Annotated in this window: 11 protein-coding genes; 4 read left to right on the top strand and 7 right to left on the bottom strand. The window is 72.2% G+C overall.

Going from position 1 to position 18256, the window contains the following annotated elements:
- Positions 1–5 precede the first annotated feature (5 nt).
- The 5 genes from sucC to OF819_RS09535 form a co-directional block, all read right to left on the bottom strand.
- Complete coding sequence (gene sucC, locus OF819_RS09555) at positions 6–1184, bottom strand: ADP-forming succinate--CoA ligase subunit beta (RefSeq protein WP_267242962.1); 1179 nt, start codon at positions 1182–1184, stop codon at positions 6–8.
- 342 nt (positions 1185–1526) lie between these two features.
- On the bottom strand, positions 1527–2510 hold the full coding sequence (locus tag OF819_RS09550) for a hypothetical protein (RefSeq protein WP_267242961.1): 984 nt from the start codon (positions 2508–2510) through the stop codon (positions 1527–1529).
- A gap of 1168 nt (positions 2511–3678) precedes the next feature.
- Positions 3679–4920: a VWA domain-containing protein gene (locus OF819_RS09545; protein ID WP_267242960.1), complete on the bottom strand. Its 1242-nt coding sequence runs from the start codon at positions 4918–4920 to the stop codon at positions 3679–3681.
- Positions 4921–4924: 4 nt separating this feature from the next.
- Positions 4925–7357 (bottom strand): DUF5682 family protein, encoded by a 2433-nt coding sequence (locus tag OF819_RS09540; RefSeq protein WP_267242959.1) that lies wholly within the window; start codon positions 7355–7357, stop codon positions 4925–4927.
- Positions 7354–8496, bottom strand: coding sequence for an ATP-binding protein (locus OF819_RS09535; protein WP_267242958.1), 1143 nt, complete (start codon positions 8494–8496; stop codon positions 7354–7356). The genes OF819_RS09540 and OF819_RS09535 overlap by 4 nt, the downstream gene beginning before the upstream one ends.
- A 168-nt stretch (positions 8497–8664) precedes the next feature.
- Here OF819_RS09535 and OF819_RS09530 point away from each other — a divergent pair, with 168 nt between their 5' ends.
- Together OF819_RS09530 and OF819_RS09525 are read left to right on the top strand one after the other, a co-directional pair.
- Positions 8665–10011, top strand: coding sequence for an SWIM zinc finger family protein (locus OF819_RS09530; RefSeq protein ID WP_267242957.1), 1347 nt, complete (start codon positions 8665–8667; stop codon positions 10009–10011).
- An 83-nt stretch (positions 10012–10094) separates the two neighbouring features.
- Positions 10095–11717, top strand: coding sequence for a DUF5691 domain-containing protein (locus OF819_RS09525; RefSeq protein WP_267242956.1), 1623 nt, complete (start codon positions 10095–10097; stop codon positions 11715–11717).
- Positions 11718–11961: 244 nt separating this feature from the next.
- On the opposite strand, the gene OF819_RS09520 is transcribed toward OF819_RS09525, so the two are convergent.
- On the bottom strand, positions 11962–12375 hold the full coding sequence (locus OF819_RS09520; protein WP_267242955.1) for a cobalamin B12-binding domain-containing protein: 414 nt from the start codon (positions 12373–12375) through the stop codon (positions 11962–11964).
- 429 nt (positions 12376–12804) lie between these two features.
- Here OF819_RS09520 and OF819_RS09515 point away from each other — a divergent pair, with 429 nt between their 5' ends.
- Both OF819_RS09515 and OF819_RS09510 read left to right on the top strand, forming a co-directional pair.
- On the top strand, positions 12805–13704 hold the full coding sequence (locus OF819_RS09515) for an esterase/lipase family protein (RefSeq protein ID WP_267242954.1): 900 nt from the start codon (positions 12805–12807) through the stop codon (positions 13702–13704).
- 243 nt (positions 13705–13947) lie between these two features.
- Positions 13948–15465 carry a M23 family metallopeptidase gene (locus tag OF819_RS09510; RefSeq protein WP_267242953.1) on the top strand — a complete coding sequence of 506 codons (1518 nt, stop codon included), beginning with the start codon at positions 13948–13950 and terminating at the stop codon, positions 15463–15465.
- Positions 15466–15567: 102 nt separating this feature from the next.
- Here OF819_RS09510 and pcrA read toward each other — a convergent pair whose 3' ends face one another.
- Positions 15568–18012, bottom strand: coding sequence for a DNA helicase PcrA (pcrA, locus tag OF819_RS09505; protein ID WP_267242952.1), 2445 nt, complete (start codon positions 18010–18012; stop codon positions 15568–15570).
- Positions 18013–18256: the final 244 nt, after the last annotated feature.

Here is an 18256-nt window from a genome sequence, read left to right as displayed (position 1 = left end):
GTCCCTTACTTCGCAGCAGCCAGCTCGGCGGCCTTGTCGGCCGCGCCGTCCATGGTGTCCACACGCTGCACGAGCGGGTGGTTGCGGTCGTCGAGGATCTTGCGACCCAGCTCCGCGTTGTTGCCGTCCAGACGCACGACGAGCGGCTTGGCAACGGCCTCGCCCTTGGACTCCAGGAGCTCCAGGGCCTGCACAATGCCGTTGGCGACCGCGTCGCACGCGGTGATGCCGCCGAAGACGTTGACGAAGACGGACCTGACGTCCGGGTCGCCCAGGATGATCTCCAGACCGTTCGCCATCACCTCGGCCGAGGCGCCGCCGCCGATGTCGAGGAAGTTGGCGGGCTTGACGCCGGAGTGCTTCTCACCGGCGTACGCGACGACGTCGAGGGTCGACATGACCAGACCCGCGCCGTTGCCGATGATGCCGACCTCGCCGTCCAGCTTGACGTAGTTGAGACCCTTGGCCTTGGCGGCAGCCTCGAGCGGGTTGGCTGCGGCCTTGTCCTCGAGCTCCGCGTGCTCCGGCTGGCGGAACTCGGCGTTGGCGTCCAGCGACACCTTGCCGTCCAGCGCCAGGATGTCGCCATTGGCGACCTTGGCGAGCGGGTTGACCTCGACGAGCAGGGCGTCCTCGGCGACGAAGGTCTTCCACAGGGAGACCAGCACCTCGGCGATCTTGTCGGCGACATCGGCCGGGAACTTCGCGGCCGCGACGATCTCGCGGGCCTTCTCCGGGGTCACGCCCTCGTTCGCGTCGACCGGGATCTTGGCCAGGGCCTCGGGCTTGGTGGCCGCGACCTCTTCGATGTCCATGCCGCCCTCGACGGAGGCCATCGCCAGGAAGGTGCGGTTGGTGCGGTCGAGGAGGTAGGAGACGTAGTACTCCTCGGCGATCTCCGGCGCCAGCTCGGCGAGCATCACCTTGTGGACCGTGTGGCCCTTGATGTCCATGCCGAGGATGTCGCCGGCCTTCGCGACCGCGTCGTCCTCGTCGGACGCCACCTTGACGCCGCCGGCCTTGCCCCGGCCGCCGACCTTGACCTGCGCCTTGACGACCGACTTGCCGCCGAGACGCTTGGTCACCTCGCGCGCCGCCTCAGGCGTGTCGATGACTTCACCGGCCAGCACCGGTACACCGTGCTTGGCGAAGAGGTCCCTCGCCTGGTACTCGAACAGGTCCACGCGCGTCCGTCCCTTTTCTGATGATCGCGGTTCGTTGTCTGCGTGGGCGTGCCGCGAAGGGCAACGTGACTCCGCTGTCACATAGGGGGGCGTACACGGTGTCCGTGGACGCGGCATGTCCGTCTCGCAGGTTATCCCCGTGGGAGCTGGCTCCCTAAATCGCAGATCACACCGGCGCGGTGATACCGGTCACAGAATCGCGTGCGGGGACCGCAGCCGGAGAGGCGTTTCGGACGGAGAAGCGTTTCGGACGGAGTCGCCGGGATGGCCGGAGGGTGGCCCCGCCGCCGCGGGGCCACCCTGGATTCGGCTCCGTCCCCAAACGGAGCCGGGCGGAACGGCTCAGACCGCGTAGTGGGCTGTGACCTCGTAGTGACCCGGGACCTCGTAGTGACCCGGGACGTCGTAGTGGCCCGGGACGTCGTACGCGCCGGCCATCGAGGTCAGCCCGTCGGCGAGCTGGTCAGCGTAGGCGGGGGTGACCGCCTCGGCCACGCCCTGGGCGCCGCCGACCGCGTTCTGGGCGAGCGGCTGGGCGCCGTCCGCCACCGTGCCCGCGAAGCCCTGGGCGAAGGACTGAGCCTGGGCGCCCACGCCCTGCGCGAAGCCGCCCGCGCTGCCGCCGACGCCCTGCGCCAGCGGCTGGACCTGGGAGACGGCGGTGTCGACCACCGGCCGCGCGGCGCCGACGACTCCGTTGACGCACGGGACGGCCTCGGATGCGACCCCGCCCGCGAACGGCGTCACACCGCCTGCCATGCCCTGCCCCAGCGCTTCGGCGTCTCCGGCCGCCTGCCCGGCCGTCGGCTCCGCCGCGTCGACGGCCGCCACGACGATCAGCGGCAGCACGGCCTCGGACGTCTCCTCGACCGCCGCGCCCGCGCTGTGCTCCAGCTCGGGCGCGAAAGCGGACAGCGGTCCGAAGAGATAGTCGATCTCACCCTGGGCCGCGCCCTGGGCATCCGCCTGGGCGCCCCGAGCGCCGTCCTGCGCGCCCTCGGCATCCGGGACATGGCTGTGGACGCCGCCGTAGACGTCCCCGGGAACGCCGCCGGGAACGTCGCCCCGGAGGTCTTCCGCGGTGTCGGTGACCTCGTCGGCCGCCTTGGCCGCCTGGGCCGCCTTCCCGGCGGCGTGCGCGGCGGCGCTCTCGGCTTCCTGCGTGACGTTCTGCTCGACGGACACCGTGACGCCGACGGGCGCGTCCGGCGCCGTCACCGGTATGGACACGGGCAGCTCGGCAGCGCCTGCGGACGCCGTGCCGACCGCCCACACACCGGTGGCCGTCGCGGCGACGGCTATGGAGCGGCGAATGTTCTTGTGCATGCTTGCGTCGGTTCCTTCGAATTCGATGAGACTGACCGGCGTCGTACGACCGGTCGGCGGGCAGACCTGTCCCGCCCCCGCGCGGCAGGTCCGTAAGCGGGGGAACGGTCCGCCCTAGCCAGGGAATTCGAGGATGTCGCGCGGCCTCTCGCGGACCGGCCATACGCCGTCCGCCAGGCCCGCGCCGCGCGCGAGGGCCTGCTCCGATGCGGGGACACGGGCCGCGGCGCCGCACGGGTCTCCCGTACGCGGCGAGTGCGGCTCGCCCGACTCCGGCGCCGCGCCGCCCATGCCCTGCGGACCATGAGGCGTCCGCGGCCCTCTCTGGAAGCCCCCAGGCTCCACACGGTGATCGTCAACGGGCCGGCAGACAGCGGAACGGGAAGACGTGCGGAACTCGCCTCGCCGGAGGAGCTGTTCGCCGACGACTCGCGTCCCGGCTCGCGTCCCGGCCCCCGTCCCCGTCTCCGTTCTGGTCGCCCCAGCGGCCGCCGTCTGCCGGTCGGCTGCGGGCTGCGCCGCACGGCCCCGGTCGTCCGCCCCGCCGGAAGCGTGCGCGGACGACGGCGGTACGGGAGGCGCCGGTACGCCGGGCACATCCGGTACGCCCGGCGAGTCCGGCACCTCCGGAGCCGCAGGAAGCGCCGGTGTCTGGATCACCTCGGGTATTCGGAACGCCTCAGGTGAACCTGGCAGTCCGGGCCGGTCGGACGGTCCGGGCGGCCCAGACAGACCAGGCAGTTCAGGCAGTCCAGGCGTCACAAGCGGCTCAACAGGCTCAAGGGGCCCAACAGGCTCAGGCGGCTCGGGTGAGCGAGGTGACTCAGCCGGCATCGGCGCAGCCGTCTCCCGGCCCGCGCCCAGCGGCTCCTCGACCGCCACGGCCCCTGCGGCGGATTCCTCCACCGCGGGCACGGGCGAGGGCGCCGCATGGGCCTTACCGCCCAAGAGAAGGCCGAGCGCCAGCAGTCCGCCGAGGAACAGCGCGGCGCGCAGCAGCCGCACCCCTGTCGCCCCCGGGCGCGATACGCCCGGGGCAGCGGCAGAAGGAGTGACGGCGTCGGTCACGGAGCGGGGAGCCTTCCCATGGTGAGGTGGCGGAAGCAAGCCTTCCGCCGGATCGGGGACGATGCTTGCACGCCCATCCCAGGGGGACGCAAGTCCTCGGTTACCGATGCGGTGCCATGTCCGGTATGGGCAGGGGGCGTTTCTCGATCGCCGCCGCCATCACCTCCGGGAACAGATCCGGCGTACAGGCGAACGCGGGCGCGCCCAGCGCGGCGAGCGCCGCCGCGTGCTCGCGGTCGTATGCCGGCGTGCCTTCGTCGGAGAGTGCGAGCAGCGCGACGAACTGCACCCCCGAGGCCTTCATCGCCGCGACCCGCTTCAGCATCTCGTCCCGAATCCCCCCTTCGTACAGATCGCTGATGAGAACGACGACGGTGTCGGCGGGGCGGGTGATCTGCGACTGGCAGTACGCCAAGGCCCTGTTGATGTCGGTGCCGCCGCCGAGCTGTGTGCCGAAGAGGACGTCGACCGGGTCGTCCAGCTGGTCGGTGAGGTCGACGACGGAGGTGTCGAAGACGACCAGCCGGGTGCTGATGGACCGCATGGAGGAAAGGACCGCGCCGAACACCGAGGCGTAGACGACGGAGGCGGCCATCGACCCGGACTGGTCGATGCAGAGCACCACTTCCTTCTTCACCGACTGCGACGCCCGCCCGTATCCGATGAGGCGCTCCGGCACGACCGTGTGGAACTCGGGCAGATAGTTCTTGAGGTTGGCCCTGATGGTGCGGTGCCAGTCGATGTCCCGGTGCCGGGGCCGGCTGACCCTGGCCGAGCGGTCCAGCGCCCCCGTGAGCGTGGAGCGGGTGCGTGTGGCGAGCTTCTTCTCCAGTTGGTCGACGACCTTGCGCACCACCGCCCTTGCGGTCTCCTTCGTCGTCTCCGGCATGGCCTTGTTGAGGGAGAGCAGCGTGCCGACCAGATACACATCGGCCTCGACGGCCTCCAGCATCTCCGGCTCCAGAAGCAGTGTGGACAGTCCGAGCCGGTCGATCGCGTCCCGCTGCATCACCTGGACGACAGAGCTGGGGAAATAGCTGCGGATGTCCCCCAGCCAGCGGGCCACGGAGGGCGCGGACGCCCCCAGCCCCGCGGAGCGGTCACGCCCACGGCCGCGGCCACGGCTGTCCGCCGCTCCGCCGTAGAGCGCGGTGAGCGCACCGTCCATGGCCGCGTCCCTGCCGGTGAGCGCGCAGTTCGTGCCGTCGGCGCCGCCGCCCCCGAGGACGAGCCGCCAGCGCCGCAGCCGCTCGTCTCCGCCCGCTTCCGCGGCCCCCTCCGCGACCGCCTCCTTGGCTGCTTCCGCGGCTGCTTCCGTTGCTGTCTTGTCCGCTGTGGTCATCGAGTCACCCCCGCAAGGTCGTCAGGTCGTGTTCGTGCGGGCCCTCGGCCCCCGCGGTCCCGAGCAGCAGACGCACCACCGGCAGGACCGCGTCCGCCCGTGTCCCGTCGAGACCGTGGCCGAAGCCGGGCGTGAGGGCCCCGGAGCGCGGCGCGGCCCCTCCCCCGGCCGCGCCAGGGGCGCCGCGCCGCACCAGCTCGCCCAGCGTGCGGCGCACCCCGGGCTCGTATGCCGAGAAGGTGCGGCGCAGCAGCGGAAGCACATCCGTGAACGCCTCCGCGGGCACCCCGGTGAGCCAGGCGTCGACCAGCCCCAGCAGCCGCTCGTCATGGATCAGGAGCATGCCGCCGCCGGAGGCTCCGCCGACGAAGCCCTCGATCCAGGCGGCCGCGTCGGCGGGCGGTGTTCCGGCGGAGAGGGCGAGCGCCATCAGCCGCGCTGCCTCGTCGTCCTCCAGTCGCCGGTCGTCGAGCAGCAGCCGTACGGCGCGGCCGCGGAGGACTCCGGGCGCCGTGTCGCGGTCGGCGAGGCGGCGGAGCACCGAGGTCCAGCGGACGGGCAGCTCCCCGGCGTCCGGCAGCAGCCCGATCGCGCCGTGCACGGCGTCCAGATGGGTGCGCATCGCGGCCGCGCCGTCCGCGTCGAGCCCCGCGCACGCGGGCGGCAGGCCGACGCATATCCGCTCGGCGAGCCCGGTGGCGACCTCCCCGAGCGCGGCGGTGTCCGTGGACCGCACATCCCCGTACCGCAGCGAGCGGACCAGCGCGGGCAGCGCCTGGGCGAGATGGCCGACGTCCGCGTCGAGGGCGGCGCGGTCGGCGAGAGCCCGCATCACCACGGGCAGCGCGTCCGGCAGCCCGGCCAACAGACACTGCTCGGCGAGGGCAGTGACATCGGCGAGCGCGGCCGCCTCCACGGCCTGTGACTCCGCCTTGGCGGTGGCCGCGGAGAGCACGGTGGTGCCCCAGACCCCGGCCTCCGCGACCCGCACGGCCAGCTCCGGATCCCAGCGCAGCCGCCAGGTCTCCCGGAAGGTGCCCGTGCCCTGCCGCCCGGCGGACGGCTCGCCCCAGCGGATGCCGAGCAGTCGCAGCCGGTGCAGCAGCCGGCTCTTGGCGGCGTCGGTCTCCTTGCGCAGATCGAGCTCCGCCTCGCGTTCCAGCGCCTCGGGTTTGAGGCGCAGGCTGCGCTGCTGCCGGGCCAGATCGCGCTGGAGCGGGACGGCGGGGGCTGTGTCAGGGACCTCCCCGAGCACGTCTCCGACGACGAGCCGGTCCCGGACGAGGTCGAGCGGCACATCGGAGCCTTCGCACATCACGGCTCTTATGGCGTCGGTCGTCTCGGTCAGACCGGCGAGGGGGCGTCCGCGCATGGCGGCGAGCGTCCCCGCGAGGCGCACCGCCTCGATGACATGGGCGGAGGAGACCATGTGGTCCTCGTCGCGGAGCAGTCCGGCGACCTTGGTCATCCAGCGTTCGACGGGCAGGTCGGGGGCGTTGAACAGATGCGCGTACCAGCCGGGCGAGTCGATGCCCGCGCCGTAGCCGGTGTGCCGGGAGAGGCGGCGGTGGGTCCAGGGCACCCAGGTCATCTCGGCCTTGACCTTGGGGAGTCCCTTGAGGAGCGCCCGGTCGGCGGCCATCGTGGTCTTCCGGGCGAGCGCGGGCACATGCCAGGCCCCGCAGACCACGGCGACGGCGTCCCCGAACTCCTTGCGCGCCGCCCGGAGTTTGAGCCGCATATGCGCCTCGCGTACGAGGTCGCTCTGCTGCCCGCCGTGGCCGTATGTCTCGCGCAGCGCGGCCATCGCCTCGGCGACGGCGGCGAACGGGGCGTGGGAGTCGTCGTCCTCGCGCGCCGTGCGGTGCTCGACGACGTCCTCCCACCAGCGCTCCGGGTCGTCGTATCCGGCGGCCTGGGCGAGCGCGCCGATGGGGTCCACCCGCATGGCCTGCGCGGCGCCGTGGATGTCCGTCTCCTCTCCGCCGCCTTCAGGTGCGGCGTCCCTCGCGGCGTCCTTCTTCGCGGCGTCCTCCTCCGCGGCCTGCTGCGATTCCTCTGCGGCGCCTTCCTGCTCCCCCGGCTCCTCCGGCTCCCCTGTGGTCTCCTCCTGCCGCATCGCCAGCGAGTGAGCCGCCGGGAGGTCGATGAACCGCACCGGGACGTCGTGCGCCAGCGCCCACCGGATCGCCGTCCACTCCGGCGAGAACTCGGCGAACGGCCAGAACGCCGCCCGCCCCGGGTCGTCGGCCGCATGGGCGAGCAGCGCGACCGGCGGCCGCATGCCGTCGTCGGCGGCCAGCGGCAGCAGTCCGTCCGCCTCGGGCGGGCCCTCGATCAGAACGGCCGTGGGCGAGGCCGTGTCCAGTGCGGCCCGGACCGCCCGCGCCGAGCCGGGCCCGTGGTGGCGGACGCCGAGGAGCAGCGGATGTGTCATGCGCTCACCTCGCGGCAGGCGCGGTAGAAGTCCTTCCAGCCGTCCCGCTCACGCACGACGGTCTCCAGATACTCCTGCCAGATCACCCGGTCCGCGGCCGGGTCGCGCACCACCGCGCCGAGGATGCCCGCGGCCACGTCGGCGGGCCTCAGCACTCCGTCGCCGAAGTGCGCCGCGAGAGCGAGACCGCCGGTGACCACGGAGATCGCCTCGGCCGTGGACAGCGTGCCCGACGGGGACTTGACCTTGGTGCGGCCGTCGGCGGAGACGCCGTCGCGCAGCTCGCGGAAGACGGTGACGACGCGCCGGATCTCCTCAAGCCCCTCGGGCGCGGCCGGCAGGTCGAGCGAACGCCCTATCTGGTCCACGCGCCGTGACACGATGTCGACTTCGTCGTCGACCGTGGCGGGCAGCGGCAGCACGACCGTGTTGAAGCGGCGGCGCAGCGCGCTGGAGAGGTCGTTGACCCCGCGGTCTCGGTCATTGGCGGTGGCGATGAGGTTGAAGCCGCGCACCGCCTGCACTTCCTCTCCCAGCTCCGGCACCGGGAGGGTCTTCTCGGACAGGATCGTGATCAGGGTGTCCTGGACGTCGGCGGGGATGCGGGTGAGCTCCTCGACGCGCGCGGTCATGCCTTCGGCCATGGCGCGCATGACCGGGCTGGGCACGAGGGCGTCGCGGCTGGGGCCGTGCGCGAGCAGCTGCGCATAGTTCCAGCCGTAGCGGATGGCCTCTTCCGGGGTGCCGGCGGTGCCCTGCACAAGCAAGGTCGAGTCGCCGCTGACGGCCGCCGCGAGATGCTCGGACACCCATGTCTTCGCGGTGCCGGGGACGCCGAGCAGCAGCAGGGCCCGGTCGGTGGCGAGTGTCGTGACGGCGACCTCCACGATCCGCCGCGGCCCCACGTACTTGGGCGTGATCACGGTGCCGTCCGGAAGGGCGCCGCCGAGGAGATAGGTGGCGACGGCCCACGGCGACAGCCGCCAGCCGACCGGACGCGGCCGGTCGTCGGCCGCTGCGAGGGCCGCCAGCTCATGTGCGAACGCCTGCTCCGCATGGGGCCGCAGCGCCTCCGCGCCGGACGCGTCCGATGCGCCGGACGCCGCGTCACAAGCACCTTCGGGCGTGGTTTCAGGCATGGTTTCAGACATGGCTTTGGACACAGACATGGATCCCCCTCAAGATCGCTCGGCCCCGTTCGGCCGATGCGTTCTCCACGGTGCACCACGCCACTGACAATCGATCGCTGACGAACCGTCGCCGCAGGTCAGAGCCGATTGTCAGTGGTCGGCCCTACCGTCGTCGACATGAATCAGCAGGGGGTGCGCTGGACGTCGGAACAGGTGCTGGCACTGGCTCCTGACGACGCTTCACGCAGAGCGGGAAACAGGCTGAGCGTGCCGGGCCCGTGGTCGGATGCGGGCTGCAGCGGCTCGGGGGCGGTGTGGGGCCTGTGCAAGGGCAGCGGCAGCAGGCCGTATCAGACCGTCGTGGACACCGCGGGCGGCCCGTCCTACAAGTGCAGTTGTCCGAGCCGTAAGTTCCCGTGCAAGCACGCGCTGGGGCTGCTGCTGCTCTGGGCGTCGGACGACACCGCGGTCCGGGACTCGACCGCGCCGGAGTGGGCCGAGCAGTGGCTGGAGGGCCGCAGACAGCGTGCCGCCGACCGGGACGGCAAGAGTGGGGGCGGCGGCGGGAAGCCAGCCGATCCGGAGGCGTCCCGGCGGCGCGCGGAGCGCCGGGCGGAGCGGATCACGGCGGGCGCGGGCGAGCTGGAGCAGCGGCTCGCGGATCTGCTGCGCTCCGGGCTGGCCACGGCGGAGCAGTCGGGTTACGGGCTGTGGGAGGAGACCGCGGCCCGCATGGTGGACGCCCAGGCGCCCGGGCTGGCGGCGCGGGTCCGGGAGTTGGGGGCGATTCCCGGCTCGGGTGCGGGCTGGCCGGTGCGGCTGCTGGAGGAGTGCGCGCTGCTGCATCTGCTGAATACGGCCTGGCTGGGCCTCGACCGGCTGCCCGAGCCGCTGGCGGCGGTGGTCCGGTCCCGGGTGGGGCTGTCCACGCCCGCTGTGGGCGAGCCGGTGCGGGACCGCTGGCTGATCCTCGCGCAGTACGACTCGGCGGAGGGCAGGATCACCACGCGCCGCATCTGGCTGCACGGCCGGGAGTCGGGCCGGACGGCGCTGCTGCTGTCCTTCGGGGCCGCGGGCCGGGCGCCGCAGCTGGCGCTGCCCGTGGGTCTGACGGTGCAGGCCGTGCTGACTCCGTACGGCGGTGCCGGGCAGCTGCGGGCTGAGCTGACCGAGCTGGCCGGCGCCCCCGTGCAGGACGGCGGACGGCCGCCGGGAGCGCCGGTCGCCGCAGCGGTCGAGGCGTACGGACGGGCGCTGCGGGACGACCCGTGGCTGGAGTCCTGGCCGGTGACGCTGGGCGATGTCATACCGGCCCCCGCGGACGAGGGGTGGCAGCTCGCCGACGCGGACGGCGCGCTGGCGCTGCCGGTCGCCCCCGACGCGCTGTCCCGTCCCGGCCTGCTGCGTCTCGCCGCGGTGTCCGGCGGCCGGCCGGTGACCGTGTTCGGCGAGGCGGGCCATCGGGGCTTCTCCCCGATCGCCGTCTGGTCCGAGGACACATCAGGGACGATTCCGCTGATCTGAAGGCGCGGCGACCCGACCGAAGCAGAAGAGCTGAACGCACAAGAAACGCAGAAGAGCAGAAGAGCAGAAGAAAGGGTGGCAGCATGGCCGACACCTCGCTCTGGGAGGATCTCGTCACCTCGGCCCTCCTCGGCACCGACCGCCGTGCGGTGCCGGCCGCGGCCGTCGAGCCCGCCAAGGACGCGCCGGTCGCGCTGCTGGACGCGGCGGCTCTGCAGACCGTGCGGCGCAGGGCGGGGCTGCTGCCCGCGCCCGCGGCGCCCCTGCCCGAGCGCGCCCCTCATGACCCGCGGCCGCCGTTGCCCGCGGCAGCTCGCCGCCGCCTGGCCCAGCTGCTTGCGGACCGCGCGCCCTCGGGCGGCGGCAGGCGCGGCGTCGCGCCCGATCTCACCGAGCTGCTCCCGCAGTGGCTGACCACCGCCAACGCGCAGGGGTATCAGGCCCCGGCGGAGCTGCTGCCCGCTCTGCTGGACGCGGCGCGGGCGCGCACGGACCTGCGGCCGCAGTCGCTCGCCTTCGCCGGGCCGCGCGCGCTGTGGCTCGCCGGGCTCAACGCGGAGTGGAGATTCGCGCTGCGCAGCGCGGGCAGCGGCTCGGCACTGCTCGATGTGACCGACGCGGATGCGGTGCGAAAGCCGTGGGAGGAGGGCCTGTTCGCCGAGCGGGTCGCTCTGCTCGCGGCGGTCCGGGACCAGGACGCGGGTGCGGCGCGGGAGCTGCTGGCTTCGACGTGGACCACCGAGCGGGCCGAGGACCGGCTGATGTTCCTCGACTCGCTCCGTACGGGGCTGTGTCAGGCGGATGAGCCGTTCCTGGAGCAGGCCCTGTCCGACCGGAGCCGGAACGTCAGGGCCCTGGCCGCCGAGCTGCTGTCCGCACTGCCGGGCTCAGCGCTCGCCGGTCGCATGGCACAGCGGGCGGCCTCCTGCATCAGCCTGTGCCACGACGGCCGGGACGGGCAGGCGGCGATAGCGGTGGAGGCTCCGCACGAGTGTGACGCGGACATGCAGCGCGACGGCATGACCGTGAAGCCGCCCTCGGGGCGCGGCGAGCGCTCCTGGTGGCTGGGGCAGCTCGTGGAAGCCGCGCCGCTGTCGGTCTGGCGGGAGCGGTTGGGCGGGCGTTCGGCCGCGGAGACGGTGGCCCTGCCCGTGGCGGACGGCTGGCGGGACGAGCTGCACGCCGCGTGGTGCCGGGCGGCCGTGCGGCAGGGGGACGCCGAGTGGTCCCGGGCGCTGCTGGGCGCGCCCGGTTCTCCGCCGGCGGACGGCCCCGGCACGATATCCCTGGCCGAGCGGGCGAAGCTGCTGGTGGCGCTGGCGGAAGAGGAGCGGGCGGAGTGGGTCGCGCGGTTCGTGGCGGCGCACGGCCTGTCGGAGGCGTTCCAGCTGCTCGGGGTGTGCGCGGTGCCGTGGGCGGAGCCGCTGGGCCGGGCGGTGGTCGACGCGCTGGACATCGCACGCGACGCCGGGAGCTATCCGTGGAGCTTCAGCGGTGTGATGGGCTTGGCCGAGCGCTGTCTGGACCCCTCCGCGGCCGTCCGCCTGGAGCCGCTGGCGGCCACACCGGACGAACCGGAAGGAGCGTCCCCGGGCGCGGGCGGCTACTGGGCGGAGGCCTTCCAGCGGCTGGTGTCCACCCTGCGCCTGCGGGCGGCCATCCACACCGAACTAACGGGCCCGCCGCCCGGGCCCGCCCCCGCCTGACTGCTGCGTGTGGTCTTTCCCCTGACCTCCCCCTACGCCCTGGGGCGTGTGGACCCCTTCCCGTGACGGGGGCTCCGCCCCAGACCCCGGTACGGCCTTCGGACGTGTCCTCAAGCTCCCGCAGCCACCTCCCGCAGACTTCGTCCGGGGGTACCCCCACGGAGGTGCCCCCAGGGGTGCCCCCGGACGGAGTCTGGGGGAGTTTGAGGAGCGGGGGTCCGGGGGCGGAGCCCCCAAACATGGCCTACGCCTCAGCCGGATGGCGCACGTTCGCGTTGACCCAGTCAACGATGGACGCCGTGGTCGCACCAGGAGTGAAGATCTCCGCCACACCGAGTCGCTTCAGCGGGGGAATGTCCGCCTCGGGGATGATCCCCCCGCCGAAGACCTTGATGTCCTCCGCGTCCCGGTCCTTCAGCAGCTCGATCACCTTCGCGAAGAGCGTGTTGTGCGCGCCGGAGAGGATGGACAGGCCGATCGCGTCCGCGTCCTCCTGGATCGCCGTGTCCACGATCTGCTCGGGCGTCTGGTGCAGCCCGGTGTAGATGACCTCCATGCCCGCGTCGCGCAGCGCCCGCGCGATCACCTTCGCCCCGCGGTCATGGCCGTCGAGGCCCGGCTTGGCCACCACCACGCGGATCGGACCGCTCACACCCATCACTGCCTCCACAAACCCGGCTGCCGTGCCCCCTCAAGGGGCGCCGAAGTGAACGAACGTTTATCTCCAGCATCCCGCAACCCGCAGTTTCGCGGTGAACGGGGAGGGGGAAATCACACGTGGGACATGTTCGCTATGCGTCGTACCCGCACCAGAGGGCTCACAAGCCGTCGCGGGCACGACTGCGAGGGGAGCCGCTACAGGGTCGTCGCGCCACCGCGCCGTCAGCCGCCCGGCACGGCGGCGCGACCCGACCCACCTCGGTTTGCGCACCGTCACCGCCCCGGCGCCGCCCGCCGTCCAGGCCGCACAGGACGGCGGGCGGCGCCGGGGACCAGGCAGCGCATCCGCCGGCCATGAGTGGCAGCACCCCATGAGGGGCGCACGGGGGAAGGAGCCTGCTCTCGCGTGCCGTAGGGGAGGTAGGCCATGAGGGTCCCCACCAGGGTCCTGCCCTTGCTGCCGCCGATGCCACGGTGTCTGCATCCTGTACGGCATCTGCGGCTGTCGGCCGCACTGCTCCGCGCCACCGCCTTGGAGCTGACCGTCCTCGCCGGCCATCTGCTGCTCTATCCCACGGGCCTGACGCCGGAGCGCCCCGGCCCGGAGCCTGCCTCCGGGCCTGCGGGTCCGACGGGTCCCACGGGCCGACGCCCCGAGGGCACGGCCGCTCTGCCCGTCGACGCGGGGCAGCGCCCGCCTGTCGTTCTGCTCCATGGCTTCGTGGACAACCGCTCGGTGTTCGTGCTGCTGCGCCGCTTTCTGGCCCGCGACGGCGGCCGCCGGGTCAGCTGTTTCACCTACTCCCCGCTCACCTGCGACATCCGGACCGCCGCCGCGTCGCTCGGCCGCCATATAGAGGACATATGCGCCCGCACGGGCCACCGTGAGGTCGATGTCGTGGGGCACAGCCTCGGCGGCCTCGTCGCCCGCTACTACGTGCAGCGGCTGGCCGGCGACAGCCGCGTACGCACGCTCGTCACCCTCGGCACCCCGCATGCGGGTACACCTGTCGCCCTGCTCGCGGGCGCACACCCCCTTGCGCGTCAGATGCGCCCCGGATCGCCGGTGATCGAGGAGCTGCGGCAGCCCGCTCCGGGCTGCCGCACCAGATGTGTGAGCTTCTGGAGCGATCTCGACCAGCTGATGATGCCGATGGAGACGGCCTGCATCGACCACCCCGACCTGATCGCGGAGAACGTGCCCGTGAGCGGAATCGGCCATCTTGCGCTGCCGGTGCACCCCGCCGTCGCCGCCGGCGTCCGCCAGGCGCTGGAGACGAGCGAACCAGCGGTGATCAGCGCATCCGGCGCGGTCTCCGTGGCCTGACGCCGCGGAGCACATCCAGAGCCTCAGGTCGAACGAATTTCGAACGTACCGCCAAAGCTGCGTCCACTGACTGCCGAAAGGCCGCCGAATGCCCGTTTCCTGATTCCCTTGAAGCAGCCGGAGATTGTCGCCGTCGCATACCGCCGGGTACAGTCGCGGCCACCGCGTCGCCTCCGGGACCGTCGTTCACTGGCCCCGGACCCAGGCGCCCCAGGTCCTGCTGCCGAGGCGAGAGAGAAGTTGGTGAACGACCAGCACGCCCACGCCGGGTACGTCGGATACGACGGCCACGCTGCCGGCAGCTTTGACGCCGACCCGCTCTTCGGCTCCCTGCCCGGCAGCTACGAGGCCGGCCAGAGCGGCCAGTACGACGCCTCGCAGTGGAACGCCGGAACGGCCGACTACGGTTACGGCTACGACGCGGGCTACGCCGGAGCACAGGGCGAGCAGCACCAGCAGCAGTACGAGACCGCCGCCTATCCGGCGCCCGCCACCGCCTCTTACGACACGGCCGGTTACGACACCACCGGCCAGTGGGACGCCACCGCCTGGAACCAGGCCTCGAGCCAGACGGGCCAGTACGAGAACGTCGCCGCATCGTTCGGATACGGCGGATACGACGGGTACGAGGCGACGGCCACGGGTCAGTGGGTGACGCCGCCGTACGACACCACCGGCCAGTGGGATGCGACCGCCTGGAACGCGGACGGGACCGCCGCGGAGCCTTTCGTACCGCAGCAGTTCACGCCGGAGCAGGAGTTCGGGCAGGAGCAGGAGTCCGGGGAGCGGGACTTCACTCAGCCGTTCACCCAGGATTACGCCTACGAGACGCCGTCCGGCGACCAAGGCAACGGCGGGCACGGCTTCGACGGCGACAGCGAGGACGGCGGTGTGGCGGCCGGGAGCGGCGCCGACGCCGATGGCGATGGTCCGGACGGCGAGCCTGAGACGCTCACCCCCGCCGCTCCGGTCACCCCGCGCCCCGTCCGCCGCTCCGGCGGGGGCGGCAGAGGCCGCCGCCGCACCCCCGCGAAACGCTCCGCCCTGCTCACCGTGGCCGTCCCCTCGGCCTGTGTGATGGGCGTCGCCGGCATCGCGGCCGCATCCGTCAACAGCCTCGGCTCGGGCGGCGACGGGGACGGCAAGGACAGCACGTCCAATGTCGCGGCCGCCGCCGAAGAGGCCGCGGCCAAGTCCATCGCGGCCAACAGCAAGATTGATACGCAGCTCGCGGCCCTCAGCGCCGACGCCCGCGACTTCGGCGACCGCGCCTCCCGCACCCAGGAGCGCATCGACCTCAAGGCACGCCAGGAGGCGGAGCGCAAGAAGCGCGAGGAAGAGGCCAAGCGGCGGGAGGCGCTGCGCCCCAAGTTCATGCTGCCGGTCAAACAGCACGGCCTCAGCGCCTACTACGGCCAGGCGGGCATCAACTGGATGTCCGTGCACACCGGCATCGACTTCCCGGTGGCCTACGGCACGCCTGTCATGGCCGCTACCGACGGCACCGTGCGCACCCAGTGGAACAGCGCCTACGGCAACATGGCCATCGTCACCGCTCCCGACGGCACCGAGACCTGGTACTGCCACCTCAGCAGCACCAAGATCCGCTCCGGCTCGGTCAAGGCCGGCGATGTCATTGCGTACGCGGGCAACTCGGGCAACTCGACCGGGCCGCACCTCCACTTCGAGGTCCGGCCCGGAGGCGGCTCCGCCGTCGACCCGCTGACCTGGCTGCGCGGCAAGGGCCTTGACCCGACGTAGACCTCAACGACCAAGGTCCCCTCCGGTCACGGAGGGGACCTTTTCTCACACTTGTCACAGCTTCACGACGTCACAGCTTCACGACGTCACAGCTTCACGACGTCACAGCTTCTCGACCGGTGCGTACCTCAGCAGCAGCCGCTTCGGCTTGGCGTCGCCGAAGTCGATCGTCGCCTGTGCGTCGCCGCCGGAGCCCTTCACCTCGATCACCGTACCCAGACCGAACTGGTCATGGGTGACCCGGTCGCCCACCGACAGCGCGATCACCGGCTTCTCGCCTGCGCGCCGCGTGGCAAAGCCCGGCGCTCCGCGGCCCCCACGCGAGCCTGAAGCGGCGCTCAGCGAGGAAGCGATCCCCGCGGTCGGGCCCGCGGGAGCGGCCGCGGGGCCGGTCCGCTTCCACTCCAGATGCTGCCCGGGGATCTCCTCAAGGAATCGGGAGGGCGGGTTGTACGACGGCTGGCCCCAGGCGCTGCGCATCGTCGAACGGGTCAGATACAGGCGCTCACGGGCGCGGGTGATGCCCACATAGGCCAGCCGCCGCTCCTCCTCCAGTTCCTTGGTCTGCCCAAGCGCCCGCATATGCGGGAAGACGCCGTCCTCCAGGCCCGTGAGGAAGACGACCGGAAACTCCAGACCCTTGGCCGTGTGCAGCGTCATCAGCGTGATGACGCCGGAGCCCTCCGTGTCCTCGTCGGGGATCTGGTCGGAGTCCGCGACCAGCGCCACCTGCTCCAGGAACTCGGCGAGGGTCCCGGCTCCCTCCGCCTCACCCCGCTCCTGCTCGAACTCCAGGGCCACGGCGGCCAGTTCCTGGAGGTTCTCGACCCGGGTCTCGTCCTGCGGGTCGGTGGAGGCCTGGAGCTCGGCGAGATAGCCCGTGCGCTCCAGGACGGCCTCCAGGATGGTGGCGGGGCCCGCGCCGGACTCCACGACGGTGCGCAGCTCGTCCATGAGGGCGTTGAAGCGCTTGACGGCGTTGGCGGAGCGGGCCGCCATGCCGTACGCCTCGTCCACGCGGCGCAGCGCCTGCGGGAAGCTGGTCTTCTCGCGCAGCGCCAGCGCCTCGATCATCGCCTCGGCGCGCTCGCCGATGCCCCGCTTGGGAACGTTGAGGATGCGGCGCAGCGGGACGCTGTCCTCGGGGTTGGCCAGGACGCGCAGATACGCGAGGACGTCCCGGACCTCCTTGCGCTCGTAGAAGCGCACTCCGCCGACGACCTTGTAGGGCAGGCCGACACGGATGAAAACCTCTTCGAAGACACGGGACTGGGCGTTGGTGCGGTAGAAGACGGCGACGTCGCCGGCCTTCGCCTCGCCCGCGTCCGTCAGCCGGTCGATCTCGTCGGCGACGAACTGCGCCTCGTCGTGCTCGGTGTCGGCGACATAACCGGTGATCTGCGCGCCGGCGCCCGCGTTGGTCCACAGGTTCTTCGGGCGGCGGCTCTCGTTGCGCTCGATGACGGCGTTGGCGGCGGAGAGGATGGTCTGCGTCGAGCGGTAGTTCTGCTCCAGCAGGATGGTGGTGGCGTCCGGGTAGTCCTCCTCGAACTGGAGGATGTTGCGGATGGTCGCGCCGCGGAAGGCGTAGATCGACTGGTCGGCGTCGCCCACCACGCACAGCTCGGCGGGCGGCAGGTCCTCGTACCCCTCCCCCACCAGTTCGCGCACGAGCGTGTACTGGGCGTGATTGGTGTCCTGGTACTCGTCGACCAGGACATGGCGGAAGCGCCGGCGGTAGTGCTCGGCGACATCCGGGAACGCCTGGAGGAGATGGACGGCGGTCATGATGATGTCGTCGAAGTCCAGGGCGTTGGCCTCGCGCAGCCGCGCCTGGTACATCCGGTACGCCTCGGCCAGGGTCTTCTCGAACCTGTCAGCAGCCTGATCGGCGAAGGTCTCCTCGTCGATCAGCTCGTTCTTCAGATTCGAGATCTTGGCGCTGAAGGACTTGGGCGGGAACCTCTTGGGGTCGAGGTCCAGGTCCCGGCAGACCAGCGCCATGAGCCGCTTGGAGTCCGCGGCGTCGTAGATCGAGAACGACGAGGTGAAGCCGAGTTTCTTGGACTCGCGGCGCAGGATGCGCACGCATGCGCTGTGGAAGGTGGAGACCCACATCGCGCCCGCCCGCGGGCCGACGAGCTGCTCGACGCGCTCCTTCATCTCCCCGGCGGCCTTGTTGGTGAAGGTGATCGCCAGGATCTGCCCGGGGTGCACATGCCGGGTGGCCAGCAGATGCGCGATGCGGTGGGTGAGCACCCGCGTCTTGCCGGAGCCCGCGCCGGCCACGATGAGCAGCGGCGAGCCGGAGTGCACCACGGCGGCGCGCTGCTGCTCGTTGAGCCCCTCCAGCAGGGCGGCGGGGTCCACGACAGGGCGGGGCGCGCCGTCGCGGTAGTACGCGTCCCGCGCGGGGGGCACGTCGTAGGCGCCCTGGAAGAGGTCGTCCGGAACCGGCTCCGGGGCCCTGTCCTCGGGCGGCGGCGGGTGCTCGTCCTCGGGGGGCCGGAGGTCCGCCAGGAAGCTGTCGTCAAAGAGGCTGCTCATCGCTCTCAAAGTCTAGGCGTCCGCTCTGACACTCCGGGGCCGCATTGAGTCAGACCCCGGGCGGGCCGGAGCCAGCCGTGGGCGGCGGGCTTGCGCGTACCGTGCGCGACGGAACGACGACATCCGGTCAGTGACCGGCGGCGACGCCGTCAGCCCTACCGGCGGTAAACGGCCAGATCTCGCTGAGGTCACGAAAATGTATCGGACATTTCGAACATCAACCTTCACAGCAACCACACGGGTT

This window comes from Streptomyces sp. PR69 (assembly GCF_026420845.1).
Classification (GTDB): Bacteria; Actinomycetota; Actinomycetes; order Streptomycetales; family Streptomycetaceae; genus Streptomyces.
This window is presented reverse-complemented; position numbering and strand designations above follow the sequence as displayed.

Bases quoted from the DNA above. Each gene is read 5' to 3' on its own strand.
- OF819_RS09550 (WP_267242961.1), bottom strand. From the start codon at position 2,510: ATGCACAAGAACATTCGCCGCTCCATAGCCGTCGCCGCGACGGCCACC.
- OF819_RS09545 (WP_267242960.1), bottom strand. From the start codon at position 4,920: ATGACCACAGCGGACAAGACAGCAACGGAAGCAGCCGCGGAAGCAGCC.
- OF819_RS09540 (WP_267242959.1), bottom strand. From the start codon at position 7,357: ATGACACATCCGCTGCTCCTCGGCGTCCGCCACCACGGGCCCGGCTCG.
- OF819_RS09535 (WP_267242958.1), bottom strand. From the start codon at position 8,496: ATGCCTGAAACCACGCCCGAAGGTGCTTGTGACGCGGCGTCCGGCGCA.
- OF819_RS09530 (WP_267242957.1), top strand. From the start codon at position 8,665: ATGAATCAGCAGGGGGTGCGCTGGACGTCGGAACAGGTGCTGGCACTG.
- OF819_RS09525 (WP_267242956.1), top strand. From the start codon at position 10,095: ATGGCCGACACCTCGCTCTGGGAGGATCTCGTCACCTCGGCCCTCCTC.
- OF819_RS09520 (WP_267242955.1), bottom strand. From the start codon at position 12,375: ATGGGTGTGAGCGGTCCGATCCGCGTGGTGGTGGCCAAGCCGGGCCTC.
- OF819_RS09515 (WP_267242954.1), top strand. From the start codon at position 12,805: ATGAGGGTCCCCACCAGGGTCCTGCCCTTGCTGCCGCCGATGCCACGG.
- pcrA (WP_267242952.1), bottom strand. From the start codon at position 18,012: ATGAGCAGCCTCTTTGACGACAGCTTCCTGGCGGACCTCCGGCCCCCC.